Raw genomic sequence first — 24,183 nt, 5'->3', positions numbered from 1 at the left:
GCCGCGCCCCCCCCCCCGGGGGGTCGGCGGGGGGGCTCCTCGTTTGTTGTTCGGTGTGCGGGGGGGGGGCGTCCACCGCGGCGCCCCCCCCCCCCCGCCAAATAATTGGGCGTACCCCGAACCATCTGTTTTACTGGCTCACATGACTGCGACGACGAACTGCACCCCCACCGGCACGCTGCCGGCAGGTGAGCGTGCCATGTGCCGTCGAATGTGTCACTGCTGAGGGCCACCGCCCCCGGCACCCCCGTACGGGTGCCTCCCCTCGCGCCCCGAAGCGAGACTCGGCGCCGCTCCCGCCCGTGTGAGCGCGCCCATCCTCCCGGACCCCTTCCCTTGCCGTGCCCGCCCACTCGCGGGTGCCGGTGACTCGTGAGGGCCGCGCCGTCGCGCGTCCCGGCCGCTCGGCGGCCACGACCGAGGGCGTCAGGTCCGGATCCCCCCGGCGGAGCGCCGCAGGAAACCGCCGACCGGAACCCGGTCGGGCGGTCGACCCGTGCCGCCCGCCCCCGACCCACGGAAGCAGCTGTGATCACCACCACGGACCTCACGAAGGTCTACCGCTCCCGAGGCCGCGAGGTGACCGCCCTCGCCGGTGTCGACCTGCACGTCCGCCCGGGCGAGGTCTACGGCGTCGTCGGCACCAGCGGTGCCGGCAAGTCCACCCTCATCCGCTGCGTGAACATGCTGGAGCGCCCGACCTCCGGCACCGTCACCGTGGACGGGGTCGAGCTCACCGCGCTGCCCGGCGGCGAGAACCGGGCCGGACGGGAACTGCGCGAGGCGCGCCGCCGGATCGGCATGGTCTTCCAGCACTTCAACCTGCTGTCCTCGCGGACGGTGCAGCAGAACGTCGAACTCCCGCTGGAGATCATCGGTCTGGACCGCACCCAGCGCCGCCGCAAGGCCGCCGAACTGCTCGACCTGGTCGGCCTCGGCGACAAGGCCCGCAGCTACCCCAACCAGCTGTCCGGCGGCCAGAAGCAGCGCGTCGGCATCGCCCGCGCCCTGGCTGGCGACCCCAAGGTGCTGCTCTCCGACGAGGCCACCTCGGCGCTCGACCCGGAGACCACCCGCTCGATCCTCAACCTGCTGCGCGAGCTCAACCAGCAGCTCGGCCTCACCGTCCTGCTGATCACCCACGAGATGGACGTCATCAAGTCCGTCTGCGACTCCGCCGCCCTGATGCGCGGCGGCAAGGTGGTCGAGTCCGGCGCGCTGACCGACCTGCTCGCCGAGCCCCGCTCCGAGCTGGCCCGCGAGCTGTTCCCGCTCAGCGAGTTCGGCACCGGCCACCCCGGCTCCACCGTGCTGGAGATCACCTTCCAGGGCGACACCTCGGCCCAGCCGTTCGTCTCCCAGCTGGCCCGCACCTACCAGATCGACATCAACATCCTCGGCGCCGCGGTGGAGACCATCGGCGGCCGGATGGTCGGGCGGATGCGGGTCGAGCTGACCGGCGGGCACCAGGACAACGTGGTGCCGATCGGCTACCTGCGCGAGCAGGGCCTGCAGGTGGACGTGATCGGCGCGGCGGAAGGAGCGGTGGCATGACCTGGGACGAGATGTGGGCCCTGATGAGGCCCGCCACGGTGGAGACCTTCCAGATGGTCGGCGTGTCCACGGTCTTCACCGTGCTGCTCGGCCTGCCGCTCGGCGTCCTGCTGGTGCTCACGTCCAAGGGCGGGGCGCTCCAGAACCAGCCGGTGAACAAGGTGCTCGGCGCGATCGTGAACCTCGCGCGCTCGCTGCCGTTCATCATCCTGATGATCGCGCTGATCTCCTTCACCCGCTGGCTGACCGGCAACTCGCTCGGCTGGCAGGCCGCCACCGTGCCGCTGACCGTCGGCGCGATCCCCTTCTTCGCCCGGCTCGTCGAGACCAACGTCCGCGAGGTCGACCGCGGCCTGGTCGAGGCCGTGCAGGCGATGGGCGGCGGCACCTGGACGCTCGTCCGCAAGACCTTCGTCCCCGAGGCCCTTCCCGGCATCGTGGCCTCCGTCACCACCACCGTCATCGCGCTGATCGGCTACTCCGCGATGGCCGGCACCGTCGGCGGCGGCGGCCTCGGCGACCTCGCCTACCGGTACGGCTACCTGCGCTTCGAGACCGCCTTCATGTGGATCATCGTCGCCGAGATCGCGCTCATCGTCACCGCCGTCCAGCTGGCCGGCGACTACCTCGTGCGCCGCCTGGCCGACCGCGGCCACGGCGGAGGCCGGACCCGCCTGCTGCGCCTCCCCGGCGCCGCCACCGCCGACGAGGACCTCGTCGCCTCCTAGGCCCCCGTCGCCTCCTAGGCCTCGTCGCCTCCCAGACCTCCCACGTCCGATCCCCGGGCGCGGCTCCCCGTATCACGCAGAAAGGCACTTTTCGTGCGCAACGTTGTGAAGTTCACCAGTGTCCTCGCCACCGCCGGCCTCGCCCTCTCGGTGGCCGCCTGCAGCAGCTCGGGCTCGTCCTCCTCGGACCCGAACGCGCCGCTCAAGGTCGTCGCCAGCCCCACCCCGCACGGGCAGATCCTCAAGTTCGTCAAGGACAACCTCGCGGAGAAGGCCGGCCTCAAGCTGGACATCAAGGAGGTCACCGACTACGTGACCCCCAACACGGCGGTGCAGGACGGTTCGGCCGACGCCAACTACTTCCAGCACGTCCCGTACCTGGAGGACTTCAACAAGAAGCGCGGCACGGACGTCGTCTCGGTCGGGACCGTGCACCTGGAGCCGCTCGGCGTCTACTCCAAGAAGGTCAAGTCGATCACCGACCTCCCGGACGGTGCCACCATCGGCCTGCCCAACGACGCCACCAACGAGGGCCGCGCGCTCAAGCTGCTCGCCGACAACAAGCTGATCACCCTCAAGGACGGCGCCGGCACCGCCGCCACCCCGGCCGACGTGACCGGCAACCCGAAGAACCTCAAGTGGAAGGAGCTGGAGGCCGCCCAGCTGCCCCGCTCCATCGCCGACGTCGACGCCGCCGTCATCAACGGCAACTACGCGCTGGACTCCGGCCTCAAGCCCGCCACCGACGCGCTGGTGCTGGAGAAGGCCGAGGGCAACCCGTACGCCAACATCCTCGCCGTCAAGAAGGGCAAGGAGAACGACCCGCGGGTCAAGAAGCTGGCCGAGCTGCTGCACTCCGACGAGGTCAAGAAGTACATCGAGGACACCTTCCAGGGCTCGGTCGTCCCGGCGTTCTGATCCGTCGTACCGCCGCCGTACGCCCCCCACGCCCGACCGGGCCCCCGCCGCACCTCGGCGGGGGCCCGGTCGGGCAGTATGCACCAGGGACACCTTCGGGCGACCGCGTTCTGACGTACCGTCGTGCGCGCGGCGCACCGCGTGGTACCCGGAGTGCGACGGAGGCGTACGGTGTTGTGTTCACGACCCGGCGAGGAGAGACGGCATGGCAGCGAGCTTCCCCGAGACCGCCATCAGCACCGAACGGTTGCTGTTGCGTCCCCTTGCGGAGGACGACGCCCCCGGCCTCTCCACGATGATGGCCGATGACCTCGTCCTGGCCTGGACCGACCTCCCGCAGCCCTTCACCGAGGCGTACGCCGCCGAGCTCGCCCGCACCCTCGCCCCCGCCCACCGGGCCGCCGGGCGCGGCATCGTCTTCGCCGTCACGGAACACCTGACCCAGCGCCTGGTCGGCCTGGTCGAACTGCGCAACACCGACTGGCGGCTGCGCAGCACCGAGATCTCCTACGTCACCGCCTCCTGGGCGCGCGGCGAGGGCTACGCCCCGGAGGCCGTCCTCGGGGTCGCCCAGTGGCTGTTCGAGGACCGCGGCTTCCTGCGCCTGGAGATGCGCACCGCCGCGGGGAACACCGCCGCCCAGCAGGTCGCCGGGAAGATCGGTGCGATCAGCGAGGGCGTGCTGCGCAGCGCCTGGATAGTGCGCGACGAGCCCGGCGAGGTCGTGGTGGGGGTGCCGTCCGGCCGCCGGGCCGGGGGAGAGAGCCGCAGCGACCTCATCCTCTGGAGCCTGCTCCCGGAGGACCTGGAGTCGCCCGAGCTGCACCGGGACGGCTGGCACGGCGACCGCCGCTACGTGCTGCGCGACTGAACCCGTGGCACCGGGGCCGCCGGACCTGCCCGGTCGGACCGCGCGCTGCCGGACCGCGCCGGGTCGGACCGGGCGCGATGGGCCCCGCCCGGCCGGACAGCCGCCGGTCACCCGCTCGCCACGGACATGTGTACGAGATGTCCGCCTCCGGGGGATCACACCCGGTAGCCTCTGACCGGCGCCGCACCACCGCGCACCGCGGCGCACCGAGTGGCGCACCGAGTCGAGGGAGAACGGCCGCAGATGGCTGACCGGATCACGGTCATCGGGTGGGACGGCACGCCGCTGACCGAGGCCGCCGGTGCGGCCCTCGCCGCGGCGACCCTGGTGGCCGGAGCTCCTTACCAACTGAGCGCCCTCCCGGTGCCGGACGCCGCCGAGCGGATCGCCCTCGGCGACATCCGGCAGGCGGCCCGCCGGATCGCCGAGCACCGCGGCGCCGCCGTCGTGGTCGCCGAGGGCGACCCGGGTTTCTTCGGCGTGGTGCGCACCCTGCGCCGCCCCGAGTACGGCCTCGAACTGGAGGTCCTGCCCGCCGTCTCCTCCGTCGCCACCGCCTTCGCCCGGGCCGGCATGCCCTGGGAGGACGCCCAGGTGGTCAGCGCGCACGGCGGCCGGCTGCGCCGCGCGGCCAACATCTGCCGGGCCCACCCCAAGGTCGCGGTGTTGACCGCCCCGGGCGCCGGGCCCGCCGAACTCGCCCTGATGCTGCGCGGGGTGCACCGGACCTTCGTGGTCTGCGAGGCCCTCGGGACCCCGGACGAGGACGTCACCGTCCTCACCTCCGACCGGATCGCCGACCACGTGTGGCGCGACCCCAACGTGGTGCTGGTGATCGGCGGCGGCGCCCAGGCCGCCGCGGTGGACCAGGCGGCCGGCTGGCTGGCCGGGCGCCCGGTCGGCTACCCCGGCGCGGAGCGCGGCTGGGCGCTCCCCGGTGATGCCTACGCGGGCGCCGGGCGCACGGGTGGTGGGACCGGCGCGTCGGAGGAGCTCCCCGCGCACGTACGCGCCCTGGTGCTGGCCCGTCTGGGTGCACGTCCCGGGGACCTGGTCTGGTCGGTCGGCGCGGGCAGCGGCGCCCTCGCGGTGGAGGCGGCCCGGTTCGGCGCCGCCGTGGTCGCGGTCGAGGGCTCCCGTTCGGCCTGTGCCCGGCTGGCCGTCAACGCCCGCCGGTACGGCGTCGAGGTGGAGGCCGTGTACGGCAGCGGTCCCGAGGTGTTCGGCGGCCTGCCGGAGCCGGACGCGGCGGTGGTGGAGTCCGGCGGACCGGAGGTGGTGCGCGCGGTGCTGGCCCGCAAGCCGGCGCGCTTCGTCGCCCTGGCCCGGACCTTCGCCGAGGCGGAGGAGATCCGCCGGGCGATCGACGGGGCCGGCTACCGGGCGGACGGCGCGCTGCTCCAGTCGACCCCGCTGCGGTCCGCGGGCGAGGGCGGCGAGCTGGAACTGGGGGCGGGCGGCACCGGCGCACTGGTGCTCTGGGGTGAGCAGATCGTGTGAAGGCCTCGGGCGTGCGCCGGGGCGCGGCGGTCGCGCGGGCGGTGGTCCGCGCACGGCGCGGACGGTGATCCAGGTCGCATCCGGACACTGATTCGAGAGGTGACCGCGCCGGGCCGGTAGTGTGACGTCCTGGGCGGCTGCAGCGGTCGGCGACCCACCCGATTCGGTCGGTTTGTCACCTTTTTGACGTGGTGCAGGCCGGTTCCGCTCGGAGTGTGGGCAATTCGACGAGCTTCGTGCCGGACCTGGAGAATGCCGTAGGGTCCGGTGCGGTCGTGCCGGTTGCTCCGGGTTGTCGTTGTTTCAGACGATGCGTCGCCCCGTGCGGGCGGTGCACCGGGCCGGGGTGCCGCAGCGCGCCGGAAGGACTTGGGCCGCAGCGCTACGGCGCGGCGGCCGCGTGTGGTTGAGGGGCGGGTCGGTGCAGGCCCGGCCCGTGCGGATGGGCGCTGCGATCGGTGATCGTGTCGCCAAGGGCGCGGCAGCGGCCTGGAAGGAGCTTTGACAATGACCGATGGCGGCCACGTCCCGGGCGAGGGACTGCCGGAGCACCTGCACGCCGGGCCTGACCCGCTCGGCGGACCGGAGGGCGTCGCGGGCGTTGCACCTCTGCAGGGCGTCGCGACGGACGGCGGAATGATCCCGAACCCGGCGGCCCCGGTCGGCGGCATGCCCGGCGCGATGCCGGGCATGGGCACCATCCCGCCGCAGGGACAGCCCGGCTACGCCGTCCCCGGCGTGCCGGCGCCCGGTCTCCCCGGCGAGGGGTGGGGCGTCGACCAGGGCGCCCCGCGCCCGGCCTTCCACTTCCTCGACCAGCCCGACTCGCCGGACGGCCTGGACGACGATGACGACGTGCTGCTGATGCCCGGCCCGCAGGGCTCCTGGGGCGAGCCGATGGCGGCCGTCCCCGCCGAGCAGATGCCGCTCGCGCCGCAGCAGGACGGCACCCCGGTCGAGCCGTCCTGGCCGCCGGTGGACCCGCCGGTGCCCGGCGCCGAGCAGGTCCAGCAGCAGCCCGTCCAGCTGCAGCAGCAGATGCAGCAGCCGATGACGCAGGCTCAGCCGCCGCGCCGCCCGCTGCACGCCGGGCCGCCGATCCCGGACCCGTCGCTGATGACCGGTCAGGTCCCGGTCCGTTCGCTGGCCGACCGCGGCCCGTCGCAGGGCGGCACGCCCGCGCACGGCATCCCGGTCGTCGGCCGGCCGCCGATGGCCGAGGCCGCCTTCCAGGCTCCGGCCGCCGTGCCGCACGCCGCTCCGGCGGCGCCGGTGCCGCCGGTCGTTCCGCTGGTCCCGGGTGCTCCGGTGGCGGACGGTCAGCAGCTGCCGCTCGCCCCGGACGTCCAGCAGCCGCTCCAGGTGCCGCTGGACTCGCAGCCGGTCGAGGGCGTGTTCGCCGTCGAGACGGTCGGGGCGATCGAGGTGATCGAGGTCGTCGAGACGCCGGAGGCCGTTCAGGCCGCCCCGGTCGTCGAGGGTGCCCAGGCCGCGCAGGCCGCGCAGGCCGTGGCGGCGCCCGAGGCCGTCGTGGCGGCCGCGTCCGTCGCGCCGCAGGCCGTCGTGGTCGAGCCGGTCGCCGAGCAGGCCCAGGCCGAGGCCGCCGTCGCTGCGGTCGCCGTCGAGTCCGTCGCGGTCGAGTCGGTCGCGGTCGAGTCGGTGATGGTGGAGCCGGTCGCTGCCGAGTCCGTCGCCGTCCAGTCCATCGCCGTCGAGGGTGCAGTCGAGCAGGCCGGGGCCGAGGCCGCGGCTCCGGCCGGTCAGCCGCGCCGGATCTCCGCCTTCCTCGCCGCACCCACCCCGCACGGCCTGCCCAAGGTCGAGGCGGCCCAGGGGCCGGCGGTCGAGGAGGCGGCCCCGCAGCAGTCCGTGCCCATAGTGGCCGCCGACGCGCCGCAGGCCGTCGAAGGCGGCGAGACCGCCCAGGCCGCTCCCGTCGCCGAGCCCGCCCAGGGCGCGGAGGCCGCCGAGGCCGTCGCGCCGCAGGCCGTCGAGGCCGCTGCGATCGCGCCGGAGGCCGTCGCCGAGCCGGTCGCCGAGACCGCCGCGGGCACCGGTGAGATGCCGTCCGGGCAGGCCGTCAGCGAGGCCGGCGCCGAGACCGTCACCGAGGTCGTCACCGAGGCCGTCGACGAAACTGCCGCCGAGGCCGAGCAGCCGGAGCAGCAGGAGGCCGCGCCGGCCCAGGCCCCGGCCGAGACGCAGGCCGGGACTCCGGCGGAGGCCCCTGCCGAGCCGGTCGCCGAGCAGGCCCAGGTGCCGGCCGAGGCTCCCGCCGAGGGTGTCACCGAGCAGGTCCAGGCCGAGGCCGCGGGTGACACCGCAGCCGCGACCACCGCCGAGCCTGCCACCGCGGAGTCCGCCACCGCCGAGTCCGCCGCCGCGGGCGAGGCCGCGCAGCCCGCCGAAGCCGCCGCGCAGGAGCCGGAGCAGCAGCCCGCTGCCGAGGCCGCCGAGGCTTCTGCTCCCGCCGCCGAGCCCGCCCAGGGCGCGGAGGCCGCCGAAGCCGCTGCGGTCGCGCCGGAGGCCGTCGCCGAGCAGGCCCAGGCCGCCGCCGAGCCGGTCGCCGAGCAGGCCCAGGCCCCGGCCGAGGCGCCCGCCGACGCAGCCGTCGAGACCGTCGAGCAGGCCCCCGAGACCGCCGTCACCGAGGAGCCGCAGGCCGAGCAGCCGGTCGCCGTCGACCAGCCCGCCGACCAGCCCGCCGCGGAGGAGCAGGCCGCCGCCGAGCAGCCCGCCGCCGAGGAGCCGCAGCCCGAGGAGCCCGCCGAGCCGCGCGGCCCGGCCGCCCCGGGCTACGACGAGGCCGGTCGCGACGCCGTCCACCAGGTGATCCGCGAGCGCCGCGACATCCGCAACGGCTTCCGCTCGGACCCGATCCCGCACGAGGTGCTGATCCGCGTCCTGGAGGCCGCGCACACCGCGCCCAGCGTCGGCTACTCGCAGCCCTGGGACTTCGTGGTGATCCGCTCGCGCAAGACCCGCAAGAAGATGCACGCCCTGGCCGAGCGCCAGCGCGAGGCGTACGCGGACTCGCTGCCCAAGGGCCGGGCCAAGCAGTTCAAGGAAATCAAGATCGAGGCCATCCTCGAAACCCCGGTCAACATCGTGGTGACCGCCGACCGCACCCGCGGCGGCCGGCACACCCTCGGCCGGCACAGCCAGCCCCAGATGGCCCCGTACTCGGCCGCCCTGGCCGTCGAGAACCTCTGGCTGGCCGCCCGCGCCGAGGGCCTGGGCGTCGGCTGGGTGAGCTTCTTCGACGACGAGGAGCTGGTCCGCGAGCTCGGCCTGCCCGAGCACCTGGAGGTCGTGGCCTACCTGTGCGTCGGCTTCGTCGACTCCTTCCCGGACGAGCCCGAGCTGGAGCAGCAGGGCTGGGCCAAGAAGCGCCCGCTGTCCTGGGTCGTCCACGAGGAGCAGTACGGCAACCGCGCGCTGCCCGGCGAGGAGCCGCAGAGCCTGCTCGCCGAGACCCTGCGCGGCATCCGCCCGCTGGACGCCAAGGCGCTCGGCGAGGCCTGGGACCGCCAGAAGCGGATGACCAAGCCGGCCGGTTCGCTCGGCATGCTGGAGATCATCTCCGCCCAGCTGTGCGGCCTGTCCCGCAAGTGCCCGCCGCCGATCCCGGAGCCCGCCTGCGTGGCGATCTTCGCCGGCGACCACGGCGTGCACGCCCAGGGCGTCAGCCCCTGGCCGCAGGAGGTGACCGCCCAGATGGTCGGCAACTTCCTGGCCGGGGGAGCGGTGATCAACTCCTTCGCGAAGCAGATCGGCACCGAGGTCTGCGTGGTCGACGTCGGCGTGGCCGCCGAGCTGCCGGAGGCCGTCCAGCAGGGCCGCGCCACCGGCCTGCTGCCGCGCAAGATCCGCCCCGGCACCGCCGACATGACCCAGGGCCCGGCGATGACCCGCGAGGAGGTCCTCCAGGCCGTCGAGGTCGGCATCGAGACCGCCCGTGACCTGGTCGCGGCGGGCAACAAGGCGCTGGTCACCGGCGACATGGGCATCGCCAACACCACCGCCTCGGCCGCCCTGATCTCGGTGTTCACCGGCCTCGACCCGGCCGAGGTCACCGGCCGCGGCACCGGCATCGACGACGAGACCCACGCCCGCAAGATCGAGGTCATCCGCGCCGCGCTGGCCCTCCACCAGCCCGACCCGAGCGACCCGATCGGTGTCCTCGCCGCCGTCGGAGGCCTGGAGCACGCGGCCATCGCCGGCTTCCTGCTGGGCGCGGCCTCGCTGCGCACCCCGGTGGTGCTGGACGGTGTCATCGCCGGTTCGGCCGCCCTGGCCGCCAAGGCGATCGCCCCCGAGGTGCTGGCCGCCTGCATCGCCGGGCACCGCTCCGCCGAGCCCGGGCACCAGGCCGCGCTGGCGAAGCTCGGTCTGCGTCCGCTGATCGACCTGGACCTGCGGCTCGGCGAGGGCACCGGTGCCCTGCTGGCCCTGCCGCTGGTGCAGAGCGCGGCCCGGGCGATGCACGATGTAGCCACCTTCGACTCCGCCGGGGTCACCGAGAAGGCCTGACGCACACTCGCACCGCTCCGCGGACCGGCCCGAGGGCGCGCCGGCCCGCGGAGCGGCGTCTCGCCGTACCGTCCCCACACCCTCACCCCGATCAGGAGCCCCGCCGATGACCGCGCCCACCCCGCACCCGAGCACCGAGGGCCGAACCCCCTACCCGGTCGGCCTGCTGCTGGCCGGCCGCCGCGTCGTCGTGGTCGGTGGCGGCCAGGTCGCCCAGCGGCGGCTGCCGGCACTGATCGCCACGGGGGCCGAGCTGCACCTGATATCGCCGGCCACCACCCCGGCCGTCCAGGCGATGGCCGACGCCGGCGAGCTCACCTGGCACGCCCGCCCGTACCGGGACGGCGACCTGGCCGACGCCTGGTACGTCCTGGTCGCCACCGACGACCCGGCCGTCAACGCGGCGGTCAGCGCCGAGGCCGAGCGCGACCGGGTGTTCTGCTCCCGCAGCGACGACGCCTCCGCCGCCACCGCCTGGACCCCGGCCAGCGGCCGCGACGCGGGCGCCACCGTGGCCGTCCTCACCGGCGACCCGCGCCATTCCGCCGCCCTGCGCGACGCCATCGTGGACGGCCTGCGGGACGGCTCGCTGGCCGCCCGCCAGTACCGCTCGCACGGCGCCGGCGTCGCCCTGGTCGGCGGCGGCCCCGGCGACCCGGACCTGATCACCGTGCGCGGCCGCCGCCTCCTCGCGGACGCCGACGTGGTGGTCACCGACCGCCTCGCCCCGCGCGAACTGCTCGCCGAGCTGCCCGAGCACGTCGAGGTGATCGACGCCTCCAAGATCCCGTACGGCCGGTTCATGGCCCAGGAGGCGATCAACCGGACCCTCATCGAGCACGCCAAGGCCGGCAAGTTCGTCGTCCGCCTCAAGGGTGGCGACCCGTACGTCTTCGGACGTGGCGGCGAGGAGCTGCTGGCCTGCGCCGAGGCGGGCCTGCCGGTCACCGTCGTGCCCGGGATCTCCAGCTCGATCAGCGTCCCCGCCGCAGCGGGCGTCCCGGTCACCCACCGCGGCATGACCCACGAGTTCACCGTGATCTCCGGCCACGTCGGCCCGGACGACGAGCGCTCCCTCACCAACTGGGAGGCCGCCGCGAAGATGAGCGGCACCCTGGTGCTGCTGATGGCCGTGGACAAGATCGGCGCGATCGCCGCCCGGCTGGTCGAGTACGGCCGCCCGGCGGACACCCCGGTCGCGATCGTCCAGGAGGGCACGACCGCCGCCCAGCGCCGGGTCGACGCCACCCTGGGCACCGTCTCCGCCGTGGTCGAGGCCGAGGGCGTCAAGCCCCCGGCGGTCATCGTCGTCGGTGACGTCGTCAACGTCCTGGCCGCCGCCTTCCCGCGGTAGGTCCGTTCCCGGAGTGCCCGGCCCGCGGAGTGGGAAGTCGGCCCGGCCGACTTCCTACTCCAGCGGCTGCTCCGTCCAGATGACCTTCCCGGTCGCCGTGTAGCGCGTCCCCCAGCGGTCCGCGAACTGGGCGACCAGGAACAGCCCGCGCCCGCCCTCGTCCTCGGTCGCCGCGTACCGCAGGTGCGGCGAGGTGCTGCTGCCGTCCGACACCTCGCAGATCAGCGCACGGTCCCGGAGCAGCCGCACCCGGATCGGCCCCGAGCCGTACCGGATCGCGTTGGTCACCAGCTCGCTCAGGATCAGCTCGGTGACGAACGCGGCCTCGTCCAGCCCCCAGGCCTCCAGCCGCCGGGCCACCTCGCCCCGCACGGCACCCACCGCGGCCGGGTCGGACGGCACGTCCCACTCCGCCACGTGGTCCGAGGCCAGCACCCTGGTCTGCGCCACCAACAGCGCGATGTCGTCCTGCGGGTGCGACGGCAGCATCGCCCCGAGCACGTCCGCGCAGGTCTGCTCGGGGGTGCGCGGCGGGCCGGTCAGCGCCGTCCGCAGCAGGTCCAGCCCCTCGTCGATGTCCCGGCTGCGGTCCTCGACCAGCCCGTCCGTGTACAGCACCAGCCGGCTGCCCTCCGCCAGCTCCAGCTCGGCGGTCTCGAACGGCAGCACCGCCAGCCCGAGCGGCGGCCCGGTCGGCAGCTCGGGGAACACCACCCGGCCCTGCGGATCCACCACGGCAGGCGGCGGGTGCCCGGCGGTGGCCAGCGTGCACCGCCGCGACACCGGGTCGTAGATCGCGTACAGACAGGTCGCCCCGGTCAGCCCCGCGTGCTCCCCGCTCGCCGCCTCGTCCTGGTCGATCCGGTTCACCAGCTCGTCCAGGTGCCCCAGCAGCTCGTCCGGCGGCAGGTCCAGGGTCGAGAAGTTGTGGATCGCGGTGCGCAGCCGGCCCATCGTCGCCGCCGCGTGCAGCCCGTGCCCCACCACGTCCCCGACCACCAGGGCCACCCGGGCGCCCGGCAGCGGGATCACGTCGAACCAGTCCCCGCCCACCCCGGCCTGGGCCGGCAGGTAGCGGTGCGCCACCTCCAGCGCGTTCTGGGCCGGCAGGGTGCGCGGCAGCAGGCTGTGCTGCAGCGTCACCGCCATCGCGTGCTCCCGGGTGTAGCGCCGGGCGTTGTCGATGCACACCGCCGCGTGCGACACCAGCTCCTCGGCCAGTGCCAGGTCGTCCGTCTCGAACGCCTCCGCCCGCTGCGCCCGCCAGAACCGGACCACCCCCAGCAGCACCCCGCGCGCCCGCAGCGGCACCCGGACCAGCGAGTGCACCCCGTACTCCAGCACCCGCGCCGACCGCTCCGGGTCCTGGTCCCGCCACCGCCGGGCCTCCGCCAGGTTCGGCTCCAGGCCCGGCTCCCCGCTGTGCAGCGCCCCGGCCAGCGGGGTCGCGGGCACGACGTCCAGCACCGTGCCGACCGGGTAGAACGGCGCGTCGTCCCGGACGCCCTGGACCGCCGCCCGCCGCATCCGCCCCAGCGAGGTGCCGGCCGGCGGCTCCTCGCCCACCAGGACCTGCTCCGCGAGGTCCACCGTGACGAAGTCCGCGAACCGCGGCACCGCGACCTGCGCCAGCTCCTCCGCCGTCCGCGTCACGTCCAGCGTGCTGCCCACCGTCACGCCGGCGTCGTACAGCAGCCGCAGCCGCCGCTGCGCGCGCTCGGCCCGGCCGGACAGCGCCAGCAGCTCGGTCGAGTCGCGCAGCGTGGCGACGCAGCCGGGCGGGCCGTCGGGGGCCTGGTCGGTCAGCCGGACGTTCACCGCCAGCAGCCGCTCCCCGGCCAGTACCACCTGGTCGGTCACCTGGCGGTTGGCCGTCAACAGCGCCAGCGGGGCCTGCTCCAGACCCAGCTCCGTCACCGGACGGCCCTCGGCGTCCGGTGGCAGGTCCAGCAGCCGGCGCGCCTCGTCGTTGCAGAGCAGCAGCCGCCCGTCCCCGCCGACGATCATGACGCCCTCGCGCACCGCGTGCAGCACGGCTGCGTGGTGCTCGTACATCCGGGTCATCTCGATCGGGCCCAGCCCGCGCGTCTGCCGCCGCAGCCGACGGCTGATCAGCGCCGTCCCGAGCGTGGCCAGGCCGATCGCGCCGGCCGCCGCGCCCAGCACCACCGGCAGCTGACGCTCGCTCGCCGTGCTGACGTTCGCCAGCGTGACGCCCGCCGAGACCAGCCCGACCACCTGGCCGTCCGGCGCGTACACCGGGACCACCGCCTGCACCAGCGGGCCGAGCGTGCCCGTGACGTGTTCGGTCACCACCTGGCCTTGCAGCGCGGGCTCGTAGTCGCCGACGAACTTCTGGCCGATCCGGGCCGGGTTCGGGTGGGTGTAGCGGATGCCCTGGTTGTTCAGGACGACGATGAAGTCCACGCCCGAGCCGACCCGCGCGGACTGCGCCTTCGGCTGGAGGATCGCGGTCGGATCGGGGGAGCGGAGCGCCTCGACCATGCCCGGTGAGTTCGCGAAGGTCTGGGCGACCGCCACCGACCGGTTCCGCGCCTCGTTGTCGGCGTCCCTGTGCGACTGCACCACCAGCGCCACCACGGCGGCCGCCACCAGGAGCAGCACGACCAGGATCTGCAGTGCGAACACCTGTCCCGCCAGCGACCGGTGCCACACCGGCCATCCCCGCATCGCGCGCGGCAGCTGTGGCCGACCGTGTGGGCGCCCACCGGAGGAGCCGGCGGAGCCAGTGGCGCCAGAGGCCGACGGAGCCCGGGATCGGCCCGGATAACGGGCCATACGGTCATATTTGCACTCCGACCAGCCGGGGACCACCCCGTCCGATCGGCCGTTTGGCCTTCCCCGCCCCGGCTTGGCAAGATCGCAGGGTGTCCGAACCCAGCACCATCACCGACCCGGCCGACCCCCGACTCGCCGACTACACCGGCCTCACCGACGTCGAACTGCGCCGTCGCCGCGAACCCGCCGAAGGCCTGTTCATCGCCGAGGGGGAGAAGGTCATCCGCCGGGCCCTCGCCGCCGGCTACCGGATGCGGTCGATGCTGCTCACGGCGAAGTGGCTGGACGTGATGGCCGACGTCATCGCCGAGGCGGACGCCCCCGTCCACGTCGTCGAGCCCGCGCTCGCCGAGGCCGTCACCGGCTACCACGTCCACCGCGGCGCCCTCGCCTCGATGGAGCGCAAGCCCCTTCCGGACGCCGCCGACGTGCTCGCCGGAGCCCGCCGGGTCGCGGTCCTGGAAGGCCTGGTCGACCACACCAACCTCGGCGCCATCTTCCGCAGCGCCGCGGCCCTCGGCATGGAAGCGGTCCTGCTCTCGCCCGACTGCGCCGACCCGCTGTACCGGCGCGCCGTCAAGGTCTCGATGGGCGCCGTCTTCGCGGTCCCGTACGCCCGCCTCGACCCCTGGCCGGCCGCTCTCGACACGGTGCGCGACGCCGGCTTCACCCTCCTCGCCCTCACCCCCGCGGACGACGCCGTCGACCTCGCGGGCCTCACCCCGCACCGCCTCCCCAAGGCCGCCCTCATGCTCGGCGCCGAGGGCGACGGCCTCACCCCCCACGCCATCGCCGCCGCCGACCACCCGGTCCGCATCCCCATGGCCCACGGCATCGACTCCCTCAACGTGGGCGCCGCCGCAGCCGTGGCCTTCTACGCCGTCACCACCCCCACCGCCTGACCCCCGCCGCCGCGGGCCCCAAACCACCGGAAGTCGGCCCGCCCGACTTCCGGTGCGCCCGCACGGGGCCAGGTCACCGGCCGACGCTGCTCGTCGGGCGGCCGGTGCGTCACCTGCTGCGCCCGCTCGGCTCGGCGGCGTCACGAGAAGTCGGCCCGCCCGACTTCCCACGCCTCCGCCTGCCCCCCGTCGCCCGCGCAGCCCCTGGAGGGCCGCCCGCCGGATGCCTCGCGCGCCTGCCGCGTCATGAGAAGTCGGCCGGCTCGACTTTCCACGCTCTCGCCCGCGGCCCGTTGCCTGCGCCTTCCAGAGGTTGGCCGCCGGGTGCGGTGTGTGGTGCCTGGGGTAGCTCGCCGTCACCGACCCGGTTGCCTGCGCAGCTCCTGCCGCGTCACCGGAAGTCGGCGGATCCGACTTCCGGTGCTCCGCCCGGGCCCGGTCAGCCCGTTGTGGCGGCCGTGGGTGGGGCGGGGGCGGCGGCGGGGGGTGGCACGGGGGCGCCGGGGGCGCCGGGCCAGGACTCGTCGAGGGTGCCGTCGGCGCGGACGGTGTAGCGGGTGGAGGTGACCGCTCCGGTGGCGGCGACGCGCTCCTCGCGGACGACCGTGCTGCCGTCCAGCCGCCAGGTGGCCGCCGCCTGCGGGTCCGCTGCCGAGGTGCGGGAGGTGGTGGCGACCGGGTTGTCCCCGGCGAAGGTGTAGAGCTGGACGAGGTCGACCGGCGCCGAGCCCTCCGCCCGCCGCAGGACCACGACCGCGGCCGGCACGCCCTTGTACCGGGCCGGCAGCACCGCGCTCAGCGCGACCTGCGGCCCGGCCCCGACCGAGTGGCCGTCCTTCAGCGCGACGGCCGGCCCGCCGACCCCGTCGGGGTAGCTGCGGTTCGGCCAGTCGACCGCGGGTACCGGCCCCTGCGGGGCGGTCAGGGCGCCGTCCGCCGTGCCGCCGCGCGCTGCGGCCGGAAGCGGTGCGGTCGAGGCTTGCGGGACGACGTCCACCGACGACTTCGGCACCGAAAGCAACCCGCCACCGCCGCCACCGCCGCCCGCACCGGCAGTCGCGCTCGCGACCGCCCCGGTCGGCGGCTTCAGGCCCTGGTTGCCGCGGTCCTCGCACCCCTGCGCCGCCGCGATGGCCAGTGCCACCCCGAGGGTCACCGTGACGAAGACCACCAGCCGCTGTCGCAGCAGCCGCTGCCGCGCCGTGCCGGGCCGCCCGCCGGGGGCGGGGGTGTGCTGCCGGTCCCGGGGCCGGGCCCGGTCGCGGGGGCCGGGACGGTACGGGGGCGGAGTCTGTGGGCGGTCCGCGCGCAGCGGGCGGGTCACGGGCGTCGGCTCGGGCCGGGGGAGCGGTGCGCCCGCCCCCGGCGGACGCCGCCCGCCGGCCCCGGAAACCTGCGCACCGGGACGGCCCGCCGCCGCCCGGGCCCGGGCCGCGGCGGGCGGTTCGGGCGAGCGCCCGGGAGCCGGGACGCCCTGCCGGGCGCCGTCCTGCGGCGCGGGCGCGGGTGCCCCCCGCCCGGGCCGGGCCGTGCGGGCTGCGCCGCCGGCGGCCGCGGCGGCCGCTCCGCGCGCGGCCAGCTCGCTGAGCCGCTCGTGCAGCGCGGCCGCGCCGGGCCGTTCGGCGGGCTCCTTGGCCAGGCAGGCGCGGATCAGCGGTGCGAGCTGCGGCGGTACGGCCGACAGGTCGGGCTCCTCGTGGACGACCCGGTACAGCATCACCTCGGAGGAGGCTCCCGAGCCGAACGGGGTGTCCCCGGTGAGCGCGTACGCGAGGGTGGCCCCGAAGGCGAAGACGTCGGTGGCCGGTGTGACGGCGGCTCCGCGTACCTGCTCGGGCGCGAGGAAGCCGGGGGAGCCGACCGCCGTGCCGACGTGGGTGAGCGTGCTGGCGCCGCGCGACCACGCGATGCCGAAGTCGATGATCCGCGGGCCCTTCGGCGAGAGCAGGATGTTGGAGGGCTTGAGGTCCCGGTGGACCACGCCGGCCTCGTGCACCTTGACCAGCCCGTCGGCGAGCGCGGCCCCGATCCGGGCGGCCTCGGGCCAGTTCAGCGGGCCGTCGTCGCCGACCCGCTTGTAGAGCGAGGGCCCGGGCACGTACGCGGTGGCCAGCCACGGCCGGTCGGCTTCGATGTCGGAGCCGACCACGCGGGCGGTGCAGCCGCCCCGGATGCGGGAGGCGGCGGCGATCTCGCGGGCGAAGCGGGTGCGGAACTCCACGTCCTCGGCGAGTTCGGCGCGGATCAGCTTGAGGGCGACGCGCTGCCCGCGGCGGTCGGAGCCGAGGTAGACCACGCCCATCCCGCCGGCGCCCAGTCGCCGGTGCAGGCGGTACGGCCCGACGATGCGGGGGTCCTCACGCCTCAGCCGCATCATCGCCATGTTTCCGTTCCCCGTCAGCCTGTGGGTGAGGCCCCGTCGGTTGGGCCATCGTCAGTTCCTGTCTGGCACAGCTTACGGACTGCCTGCTGCGGTGTGCTGATACGCAACACCTCAAGCCGCCGTGCGATTGTCTGATCTTGCGTGGACGTGCAGGTCACAGGGGTGCCGGATCGCCTCTCGGGGTTGCCCCTCAGGGTTCCCCCGGGGGTCGGGTCAACCTTCCCTCCCCCTGCGGTAGTAGGCCTCAAGTCCGAGCGTCATCCTCCGGGACGTCCGAGGAACAGTACGACGGCATGACGTCCGGAGGGCCCCCCGAGCAATAGCGTTGAGCCCAGCGGTGGACGGGAAGCTCGTCCCCCGAGGTAAGCCGTTCACCGCGCCAACTCGACCGGATCAGGAGCAAGGGCATGGCACCGCAGCTCACGGGAAACCCCCGCCGCCGTCGGCCGGCCTTCGTCCAGTCCCGGTCCGCCACCGAGCAGCCCACCCGGCACCCTGCGGTGGCACTGGCCATGGCCCTGCCGTGCGCCGTGCTCCTGGTGCTGCTCTTCGGCGGGTGGGACCAGATGGCGAACCAGGCCCAGGCCGTCGCCGATCTGATCGGCCGCTGAGAAGGACGCCGCCCCCTAGGGGGCGGACACAGAACGGGCACCGGTCCCCTGGGGACGGGGAGCGGTGCCGCCGGGGAGGCCGCGGCCGCTGTGACTCGCGGACGGGCGAGAGCGGTGCGCAGAGCGCCCCGGCAGGCGGAGATGCCGCGTACGGACGTCGGTGAGGGCGTCCGTACGCGGCTCTTCTCTTGTCCGGCCACCGTCGAAGTGCTGCGGAGCAACCGCAGAGCAGATGGACAACGCAGAAGGCCGGAGCCGCGACCCTGGTGGATCGCGGCTCCGGCCGTTACTGTGCGCGATACTGGGATTGAACCAGTGACCCCTACCGTGTCAAGGTAGTGCTCTCCCGCTGAGCTAATCGCGCCTGGTGAGGCGGTCCTGCAGCAGACCCCGGAGGATCCGACGTGCGCGATACTGGGATTGAACCAGTGACCCCTACCGTGTCAAGGTAGTGCTCTCCCGCTGAGCTAATCGCGCCTGGTGAGGCAGTGGTGCAGCAGGCCTCGAAGGGCCCGTTACTGTGCGCGATACTGGGATTGAACCAGTGACCCCTACCGTGTCAAGGTAGTGCTCTCCCGCTGAGCTAATCGCGCGGGGAGGGCTCCCGGTGGAACCGGGAGATCCTCTTGGAGGTGGAGACGGGATTTGAACCCGTGTACACGGCTTTGCAGGCCGTTGCCTCGCCTCTCGGCCACTCCACCAGGCAACACATGAAGAACGATCTTACACTGTTCTCCATCGAGCGGACGACGAGATTCGAACTCGCGACCCTCACCTTGGCAAGGTGATGCTCTACCAACTGAGCCACGTCCGCCTGTCTCCCAGGACCTTCGCCGTTCTTCCCGGCTGCGCTCCCTGGCGACGTGTTGAACTCTAGCGGATTCCCGGGCCAGCTAAAAATCCGTTCTCGCAGCGTGCCGAGGGCGTGCCCGCCGAGTGCCGTCCCGTCAGCCTGTGCCGGCGCCGACCGGCCACCACCTGCGGTGCTCCCGGACGATCATCCGCAGGCCACCCGACGCACACCCGCGCGACGCCCGGAGCTGCTCGAAAGCAGCACGAGCCCCGGCTCGCGCGCCCCGTCGCACAGGGGGCGCACCAGGGTCGGCTGCGCGCCCCCCGACCTACACTTCAGACACCGCCGCCCAGCACACCGCGCAGGAGAACCGTGTCCGGCCACCCCGACCCCAGCACCCCGCTCGCCCGCTTCGGCGGCCGCCTGGCCACCGGACTGCGCGACGTCACCTCGGACCCGGCCGCCCTCGACTCCGCCGGCTACTGGGCCGTCGCCTACGACTTCGAGGGGCGGCTCACCTGCGCCCGCTTCGACCGGGTCCTGCCCGCCCCCGCCCCGCCCTCCGGCGCCGGCTGGCGCGGCCCGGACGCCGGCAGCTGGCACAGCTCCCTGGACCGCGCCGCCTACACCGCGGGCGTGCGCCGCATCCGCGAGCACATCGCCGCCGGCGAGGTCTACCAGGCCAACCTCTGCCGGGTGATGTCCGCGCCGCTGCCCGACCCGGACCTCAGCGACATCGACGCCCTCACCGGCCTCCTCGCCCACGGCAACCCCGCCCCCTACGCCGGCACCATCCGGCTGCCCGAGCACGGGGTCGAGATCGCCACGGCCTCGCCCGAGCTCTACCTGCGCCGCACCGGCCGCACCGTCTCCTCCGGCCCGATCAAGGGCACCGGCCGCACCGAGGACGACCTCCTCGACAAGGACCACGCCGAGAACGTGATGATCGTGGACCTGGTCCGCAACGACCTCGGCCGCGTCTGCGACACCGGCAGCGTCACCGTCCCCGACCTCTGCGCCGTCGAGAAGCACCCCGGTCTGGTCCACCTGGTCTCGACCGTCGAGGGCACCCTGCGCGAGGACGCCGGCTGGCCCGAACTCCTCGCCGCCACCTTCCCGCCCGGCTCCGTCACCGGCGCCCCCAAGTCCAGCGCCCTGCGGATCATCGAGTCCCTGGAGACCGCTCCGCGCGGCCCGTACTGCGGCGCCGTCGGCTGGGTCGACGCCGACCGCGGCGAGGGCGAACTCGCCGTCGGCATCCGCACCTTCTGGCTCGACCGGACCGACCCCGGCACCCCGGTCCTGCACTTCGGCACCGGCGCCGGCATCACCTGGGGCTCCGACCCCGACCGCGAGTGGGCGGAAACCGAACTCAAGGCCGCCCGCCTGGTCGCGATAGCGTCGGGAAGCGAACCCGATCCGACCGGGGCATGAGCCACACCGCCCACCGCTGAGGAGCAGCCCTCGATGCACAACCGCACCACGAGCTGGGTCAACGGCACCCTCGTCGACTCCGCCGACGCCACCGTCTCCGTCTTCGACCACGGCCTCACCACCGGCGACGGCGTCTTCGAGACCCTGAAGACCGTCGACGGCAGGGCCTTCGCGGTCACCCGCCACCTCGACCGGCTCACCCGCTCCGCCCGCGGCCTCGGCCTGCCCGACCCCGACCACGACCTGGTCCGCGAGGCCTGCGCCCAGGTGCTCGCCGCCAACCCCGCGCCGCTCGGCCGCCTGCGCGTGACCTACACCGGCGGCCAGGCCCCGCTCGGCTCCGAGCGCGGCACCACCGGCCCGAGCCTCGTCATCGCCCTCGGTGCCATCAACCGCCGCCCCGACGAGACCGCCGTCGCCGTCGTCCCCTGGCGCCGCAACGAGCACAGCGCCGTCGCCGGCCTCAAGACCACCTCGTACGCGGAGAACGTCGTCGCCCTGGCCGCCGCCCACCGCGTCGGCGCCTCCGAGGCCCTGTTCGCCAACACCGCCGGCCGACTCTGCGAGGGCACCGGCTCCAACGTCTTCGTGGTCATCGGCGGCCGCCTGCTCACGCCCGCCCTCGCCTCCGGCTGCCTGGCCGGCATCACCCGGCGGCTCGTCGTCGACTGGTGCGGCGCGGAGGAGGCGGACCTCCCGCTCGACGCCCTCCAGGACGCCGAGGAGGTCTTCCTGACCTCCACCACCCGCGACGTCCAGGCCGTCACCCGCGTCGACGACCGCGAACTGCCCGGCATCGGCCCCGTCACCGCCAAGGCCATGTCCGTCTTCGCCGAGCGCAGCGGCGACGACCTCGACCCCTGATCCCGCCTCCGGGCCGCGGAACCCGGCCGCGTGGACGGCCCCCGTGGATAACCTCCCGAGCAAGGGGAAGGGACCACCACATGACCACCACGCTGCGCCCCGAGGGCCCGGAGACACCCACCGCGGCCGGCGGCCGCACCAGACGCTGGCGGATCCTGGCGAACGGCCACCCGGTCGGCGCGCTGCGCACCACCGCCACTCCGCACGGCGGCCGACTCTGGGGCGAGATATCGGAGTTGGAGGTCACCGAAGGGCGCGGCCGGGGCCGTGGGACGTTCGGCGGGCTGGCCGCCGAGGAGGTGCTGCGCCACTGGGACTGCGTCCGGGTGGACGTCAGGATCCCCGAACCGGCGCCCGTGGCGCGGGCCCTCGCCGCCACCCTCGGCTACACCGAGCGGATGCGGACCCTGACCAAGCACCTCGACGCAGCCCCCGCCCTGCCCACCGGGCTGACCGTGCGCCCGATCGAGGCCGCGGTGCTCCCGGGCTGGCTCGACGGGGGAGCGGAGCGCTTCGCCCGCGCACTCGTGGCCTCCGGCCTCACCGAGGAGCAGGCCCGCGCCAAGTCCGGCGACGCCCGGCCGAACCTGCTCCCGCAGGGCGTCGAGACCCCGGGCGCCGTCCTGCGCAGCCTCCACGGCGCCGACGGCGGCCCGGAGCCGTACGGCTCGATCTGGGTGGCGCTCCACCTGCGCGACCTGCCGGACGGCGAACCGCTGGCCTGGGTGATGGTCGTCGAGGTGTCCCCGGCCCACCGGGGCCGCGGTCACGGCCGCACCCTGATGCTGCTCGCCGAGCGGGAGTGCCTGGCCGCCGGGGTGCGCAACCTCGGGCTCAACGTCTTCGCCGACAACGAGGTCGCCGTCCGGCTCTACGACTCGCTCGGCTACGGCGTCACCGAACGCCTCTACGGCAAAGCGCTCTGACGTGCCGTCAGGAAGCGTGTGTCGCCTCGATGGCGGCCACGATCCGCTCGCGCAGCCCGTCCTGGCTCTGCCCGCCGTCCAGGCGCAGGCCGCCGATCACGTACGTCGGCGTGCCGGTGACCCCGATCGCCTTCCCCTCGGCCTGGTCGGCGTCGACGGTCAGCATGTGCCGACCGTCGACCAGCGCGGTGTCGACCTCCTCGACGTCCGCCCCGACCTCGCGGGCGACGTCCAGCAGCACCTGCTGCCCCCGCGCGTCCAGCTCCTCGACCCGGGCCAGCAGCGCCTCCACGAACGGCCAGCCCAGCCCCTGCGCGAACGCCTCCTCGGCCGCCTCGGCGGCCGCGTAGGCGTGCTTGTGCTTCTCCAGCGGGAAGTGCCGCAGCTCCACGGGCAGGGCGTCGCCGTACTGCGCGCGCAGCGCCCGTACGTCGTCCAGCGCGGTACGGCAGTCCGGGCACTGGAGGTCGCACCAGAACTCAAGGCGGGGGAGGGAACCATCGATCATTCCCCCAGTGTTCCACTAGTGGGCGCCCGCCCCGGCCGGTGGTGCGCCCGAGGGCGGACCGACAGGGAGGCACCGATGACCAGGACGATCGGACGCGAAGGGGTGGCCCCGTGCTGAGCGCGGCGATCAGCTTCATGCTCACGGCGGGCGGCGTGGCCGTCGCGGGCCTGCGGGCCTACAAGCGGCGCTTCCTGTCCGCGACCCGCTGGTTCGCGGTCGCCCTGGTGCCCGCCGGGCTGTACCTGACCGGGCTGTTCCCGCTGGCGAGCACGATCGGCCGGGCGTTCACCGACTGGGCGGCGAAGCTGGTCTTCGATCCCCGGGTGTGGACCGGCGTCGTGCTGCTCGCCGTCTCCGTGGTCCTGCTGGTCACCACCCGCTGGGTGGGCCGCCGGGGCGCCGTCGAGGCCCCGCAGGAGCGCCCCGCGGCCGCCGGACCGGCGCCCGAGCGTCCGGCGGTGGCGCCGGCCCCCAAGGCGCCGAAGAAGCCGGCCGGGGGCAAGCGCGACGACGGCCTCGGCGACTTCGCCGACATCGAGGAGATCCTCCGCAAGCGCGGCATCTGACCGCCGGAGCCGGACACGGGGCCCGTACGGGGAGTGCCGCGGCGCCGCACGGGCCCGTGGATCAGGACGAGGGGACGGCCTCGGCCGAGCGCTGCCGGGCCCGGTAGGCGGCGACGTGCAGCCGGTTGCCGCAGGTGCGGCTGTCACAGTAGCGCCGGGAGCGGTTCCGGGAGAGGTCCACGAAGACCCGGGCGCAGTCGGGTGCCTCGCACCGGCGCAGCCGCTCGCGCTCGCCGGCCATGAGGATGAAGGCCAGCGCCATGCCCAGCTCGGCCGCCAGGTGGTCGCCGAGCGCGGCGTGCGGCGCGAAGTAGTGGATGTGCCAGTCGTGGCCGTCGTGGTCGGTCAGCCGGGGCGTCGTCCCGGCGGCCGCGACGATGGCGTTGACCAGTTCGGCGGCCTCCGCGGTGGACTCCGTCCCGAACACCTCGCGCAGCCGGGTCCGCAGCTCGTGCACCCGGCGCAGGTCGTCCTCGGTCAGCGAGTCGATCTCGCTGATCTCCTGGCGGACCACGAAGGCGTCGAGTGCGGCGACGTCCGGCAGCCGCTCGGCGCCGCACACCTCGGGTGCGGTGTTGAGCAGCTCCACGAGGATGCTCAGCGCGCACTCGGTGTCATGGGTGATCAGCACGTTGGGGGCTCCTCGCGCAGGGGACTCCGATACCCCGCGTCCACGGTTACCCCAGACCATACCGGGCCTTGTGCCAGAAGGGCGGCGCCTTCTTTCGAAGGCGTGTACGGATCCCGCCAGAGCGTCCGAAACCGGGCGTCGCCCGCCGATCCGGACCTCGGGCGGACGTTCGAAGCCCGTGCCCGCGTGCGACCCCGGGAAGACGTCGACGCCCGGCACCGAGGCCGGCCACCCGAACGGGGTGGCCGGCCACCGTGCCCGGCGGCCGCGGGGGGGGGGGGGCGCGCCCGGGGGGAGGGGGCGGGCCC

General features: G+C 74.7%; 16 protein-coding genes, 5 tRNA genes and 1 pseudogene. 13 read left to right on the top strand and 9 right to left on the bottom strand.

Going from position 1 to position 24,183, the window contains the following annotated elements; genetic code table 11:
* The first annotated feature begins 528 nt into the window (after window positions 1-528).
* From ABT048_RS12410 to cobA, 7 genes are all read left to right on the top strand, one after another.
* Window positions 529-1,554, top strand: a complete 1,026-nt coding sequence (locus ABT048_RS12410) for a methionine ABC transporter ATP-binding protein (RefSeq protein ID WP_350521299.1) — start codon at window positions 529-531, stop codon at window positions 1,552-1,554.
* Complete coding sequence (locus ABT048_RS12405) at window positions 1,551-2,282, top strand: methionine ABC transporter permease (RefSeq protein ID WP_350521298.1); 732 nt, start codon at window positions 1,551-1,553, stop codon at window positions 2,280-2,282. Before ABT048_RS12410 ends, ABT048_RS12405 begins: the two co-directional genes overlap by 4 nt.
* A 93-nt stretch (window positions 2,283-2,375) precedes the next feature.
* Window positions 2,376-3,200 carry a MetQ/NlpA family ABC transporter substrate-binding protein gene (locus ABT048_RS12400; RefSeq protein ID WP_350521297.1) on the top strand — a complete coding sequence of 275 codons (825 nt, stop codon included), beginning with the start codon at window positions 2,376-2,378 and terminating at the stop codon, window positions 3,198-3,200.
* Window positions 3,201-3,405: 205 nt separating this feature from the next.
* Window positions 3,406-4,071, top strand: coding sequence for a GNAT family N-acetyltransferase (locus ABT048_RS12395; RefSeq protein WP_350521296.1), 666 nt, complete (start codon window positions 3,406-3,408; stop codon window positions 4,069-4,071).
* A 243-nt stretch (window positions 4,072-4,314) separates the two neighbouring features.
* A complete protein-coding gene (gene cbiE / locus ABT048_RS12390) occupies window positions 4,315-5,571 on the top strand; it encodes a precorrin-6y C5,15-methyltransferase (decarboxylating) subunit CbiE (RefSeq protein ID WP_350521295.1) in 1,257 nt (418 codons plus the stop codon).
* 507 nt (window positions 5,572-6,078) lie between these two features.
* Window positions 6,079-10,104, top strand: a complete 4,026-nt coding sequence (cobT, locus tag ABT048_RS12385) for a nicotinate-nucleotide--dimethylbenzimidazole phosphoribosyltransferase (protein ID WP_350521294.1) — start codon at window positions 6,079-6,081, stop codon at window positions 10,102-10,104.
* 106 nt (window positions 10,105-10,210) lie between these two features.
* Window positions 10,211-11,458 carry a uroporphyrinogen-III C-methyltransferase gene (gene cobA / locus ABT048_RS12380; protein WP_350521293.1) on the top strand — a complete coding sequence of 416 codons (1,248 nt, stop codon included), beginning with the start codon at window positions 10,211-10,213 and terminating at the stop codon, window positions 11,456-11,458.
* A 54-nt stretch (window positions 11,459-11,512) separates the two neighbouring features.
* Here cobA and ABT048_RS12375 read toward each other — a convergent pair whose 3' ends face one another.
* A complete protein-coding gene (locus tag ABT048_RS12375; protein WP_502893997.1) occupies window positions 11,513-14,257 on the bottom strand; it encodes a SpoIIE family protein phosphatase in 2,745 nt (914 codons plus the stop codon).
* 89 nt (window positions 14,258-14,346) lie between these two features.
* On the opposite strand from ABT048_RS12375, the gene ABT048_RS12370 reads away from it, so the two are divergent.
* A complete protein-coding gene (locus ABT048_RS12370; RefSeq protein ID WP_350521291.1) occupies window positions 14,347-15,159 on the top strand; it encodes a TrmH family RNA methyltransferase in 813 nt (270 codons plus the stop codon).
* A gap of 1,039 nt (window positions 15,160-16,198) precedes the next feature.
* Here the strand turns inward: ABT048_RS12370 and ABT048_RS12365 are convergent.
* Window positions 16,199-17,542: pseudogene (locus ABT048_RS12365) on the bottom strand (serine/threonine-protein kinase); the annotation flags it as partial.
* Window positions 17,543-17,949: 407 nt separating this feature from the next.
* Here ABT048_RS12365 and ABT048_RS12360 point away from each other — a divergent pair.
* Entirely contained in the window at window positions 17,950-18,153 is a 204-nt protein-coding gene (locus ABT048_RS12360) for a hypothetical protein (protein ID WP_350521290.1), read from the top strand.
* A 292-nt stretch (window positions 18,154-18,445) separates the two neighbouring features.
* Here the strand turns inward: ABT048_RS12360 and ABT048_RS12355 are convergent.
* The 5 genes from ABT048_RS12355 to ABT048_RS12335 all read right to left on the bottom strand — a co-directional run bounded on the left by ABT048_RS12355 (window position 18,446) and on the right by ABT048_RS12335 (window position 18,967).
* Window positions 18,446-18,517 (bottom strand) — tRNA-Val (locus ABT048_RS12355).
* Window positions 18,518-18,558: 41 nt separating this feature from the next.
* Window positions 18,559-18,630, bottom strand: a tRNA-Val gene (locus ABT048_RS12350).
* Window positions 18,631-18,674: 44 nt separating this feature from the next.
* Window positions 18,675-18,746: transfer RNA gene (locus tag ABT048_RS12345), tRNA-Val, on the bottom strand.
* A 34-nt stretch (window positions 18,747-18,780) separates the two neighbouring features.
* Window positions 18,781-18,854 (bottom strand) — tRNA-Cys (locus tag ABT048_RS12340).
* Between the two features lie 40 nt (window positions 18,855-18,894).
* Window positions 18,895-18,967, bottom strand: a tRNA-Gly gene (locus ABT048_RS12335).
* Window positions 18,968-19,318: 351 nt separating this feature from the next.
* Between ABT048_RS12335 and ABT048_RS12330 the strand changes: the two genes are divergently transcribed.
* The 3 genes from ABT048_RS12330 (at window position 19,319) to ABT048_RS12320 (ending at window position 22,170) form a co-directional block, all read left to right on the top strand.
* Window positions 19,319-20,380 (top strand): chorismate-binding protein, encoded by a 1,062-nt coding sequence (locus ABT048_RS12330; RefSeq protein WP_350521289.1) that lies wholly within the window; start codon window positions 19,319-19,321, stop codon window positions 20,378-20,380.
* A 33-nt stretch (window positions 20,381-20,413) separates the two neighbouring features.
* Window positions 20,414-21,244, top strand: a complete 831-nt coding sequence (locus ABT048_RS12325; protein ID WP_350521288.1) for an aminotransferase class IV — start codon at window positions 20,414-20,416, stop codon at window positions 21,242-21,244.
* A gap of 80 nt (window positions 21,245-21,324) precedes the next feature.
* Complete coding sequence (locus tag ABT048_RS12320) at window positions 21,325-22,170, top strand: GNAT family N-acetyltransferase (RefSeq protein WP_350521287.1); 846 nt, start codon at window positions 21,325-21,327, stop codon at window positions 22,168-22,170.
* Between the two features lie 7 nt (window positions 22,171-22,177).
* On the opposite strand, the gene ABT048_RS12315 is transcribed toward ABT048_RS12320, so the two are convergent.
* A complete protein-coding gene (locus tag ABT048_RS12315; RefSeq protein WP_350521286.1) occupies window positions 22,178-22,678 on the bottom strand; it encodes a DsbA family protein in 501 nt (166 codons plus the stop codon).
* A gap of 110 nt (window positions 22,679-22,788) precedes the next feature.
* On the opposite strand from ABT048_RS12315, the gene ABT048_RS12310 reads away from it, so the two are divergent.
* Window positions 22,789-23,244 carry a hypothetical protein gene (locus tag ABT048_RS12310; protein ID WP_350521285.1) on the top strand — a complete coding sequence of 152 codons (456 nt, stop codon included), beginning with the start codon at window positions 22,789-22,791 and terminating at the stop codon, window positions 23,242-23,244.
* 61 nt (window positions 23,245-23,305) lie between these two features.
* Here ABT048_RS12310 and ABT048_RS12305 read toward each other — a convergent pair whose 3' ends face one another.
* A complete protein-coding gene (locus ABT048_RS12305) occupies window positions 23,306-23,875 on the bottom strand; it encodes a CGNR zinc finger domain-containing protein (RefSeq protein WP_350521284.1) in 570 nt (189 codons plus the stop codon).
* Window positions 23,876-24,183: the final 308 nt, after the last annotated feature.

Origin of the sequence: Kitasatospora sp. NPDC096140, assembly GCF_040303045.1 — a bacterium.
In the GTDB taxonomy this organism is placed as follows: Bacteria; Actinomycetota; Actinomycetes; order Streptomycetales; family Streptomycetaceae; genus Kitasatospora.
The sequence above is the reverse complement of the archived record's forward strand: the minus strand, read 5'-3'. Positions and strand labels throughout refer to the sequence as shown.

Coding starts and splice junctions, on each gene's coding strand:
- ABT048_RS12325 (WP_350521288.1), top strand. CDS start 20,414: ATGCACAACCGCACCACGAGCTGGGTCAACGGCACCCTCGTCGACTCC.
- ABT048_RS12315 (WP_350521286.1), bottom strand. CDS start 22,678: ATGATCGATGGTTCCCTCCCCCGCCTTGAGTTCTGGTGCGACCTCCAG.
- ABT048_RS12405 (WP_350521298.1), top strand. CDS start 1,551: ATGACCTGGGACGAGATGTGGGCCCTGATGAGGCCCGCCACGGTGGAG.
- cobT (WP_350521294.1), top strand. CDS start 6,079: ATGACCGATGGCGGCCACGTCCCGGGCGAGGGACTGCCGGAGCACCTG.
- ABT048_RS12375 (WP_502893997.1), bottom strand. CDS start 14,257: ATGGCCCGTTATCCGGGCCGATCCCGGGCTCCGTCGGCCTCTGGCGCC.
- ABT048_RS12360 (WP_350521290.1), top strand. CDS start 17,950: ATGGCACCGCAGCTCACGGGAAACCCCCGCCGCCGTCGGCCGGCCTTC.
- ABT048_RS12395 (WP_350521296.1), top strand. CDS start 3,406: ATGGCAGCGAGCTTCCCCGAGACCGCCATCAGCACCGAACGGTTGCTG.
- cobA (WP_350521293.1), top strand. CDS start 10,211: ATGACCGCGCCCACCCCGCACCCGAGCACCGAGGGCCGAACCCCCTAC.
- ABT048_RS12320 (WP_350521287.1), top strand. CDS start 21,325: ATGACCACCACGCTGCGCCCCGAGGGCCCGGAGACACCCACCGCGGCC.
- cbiE (WP_350521295.1), top strand. CDS start 4,315: ATGGCTGACCGGATCACGGTCATCGGGTGGGACGGCACGCCGCTGACC.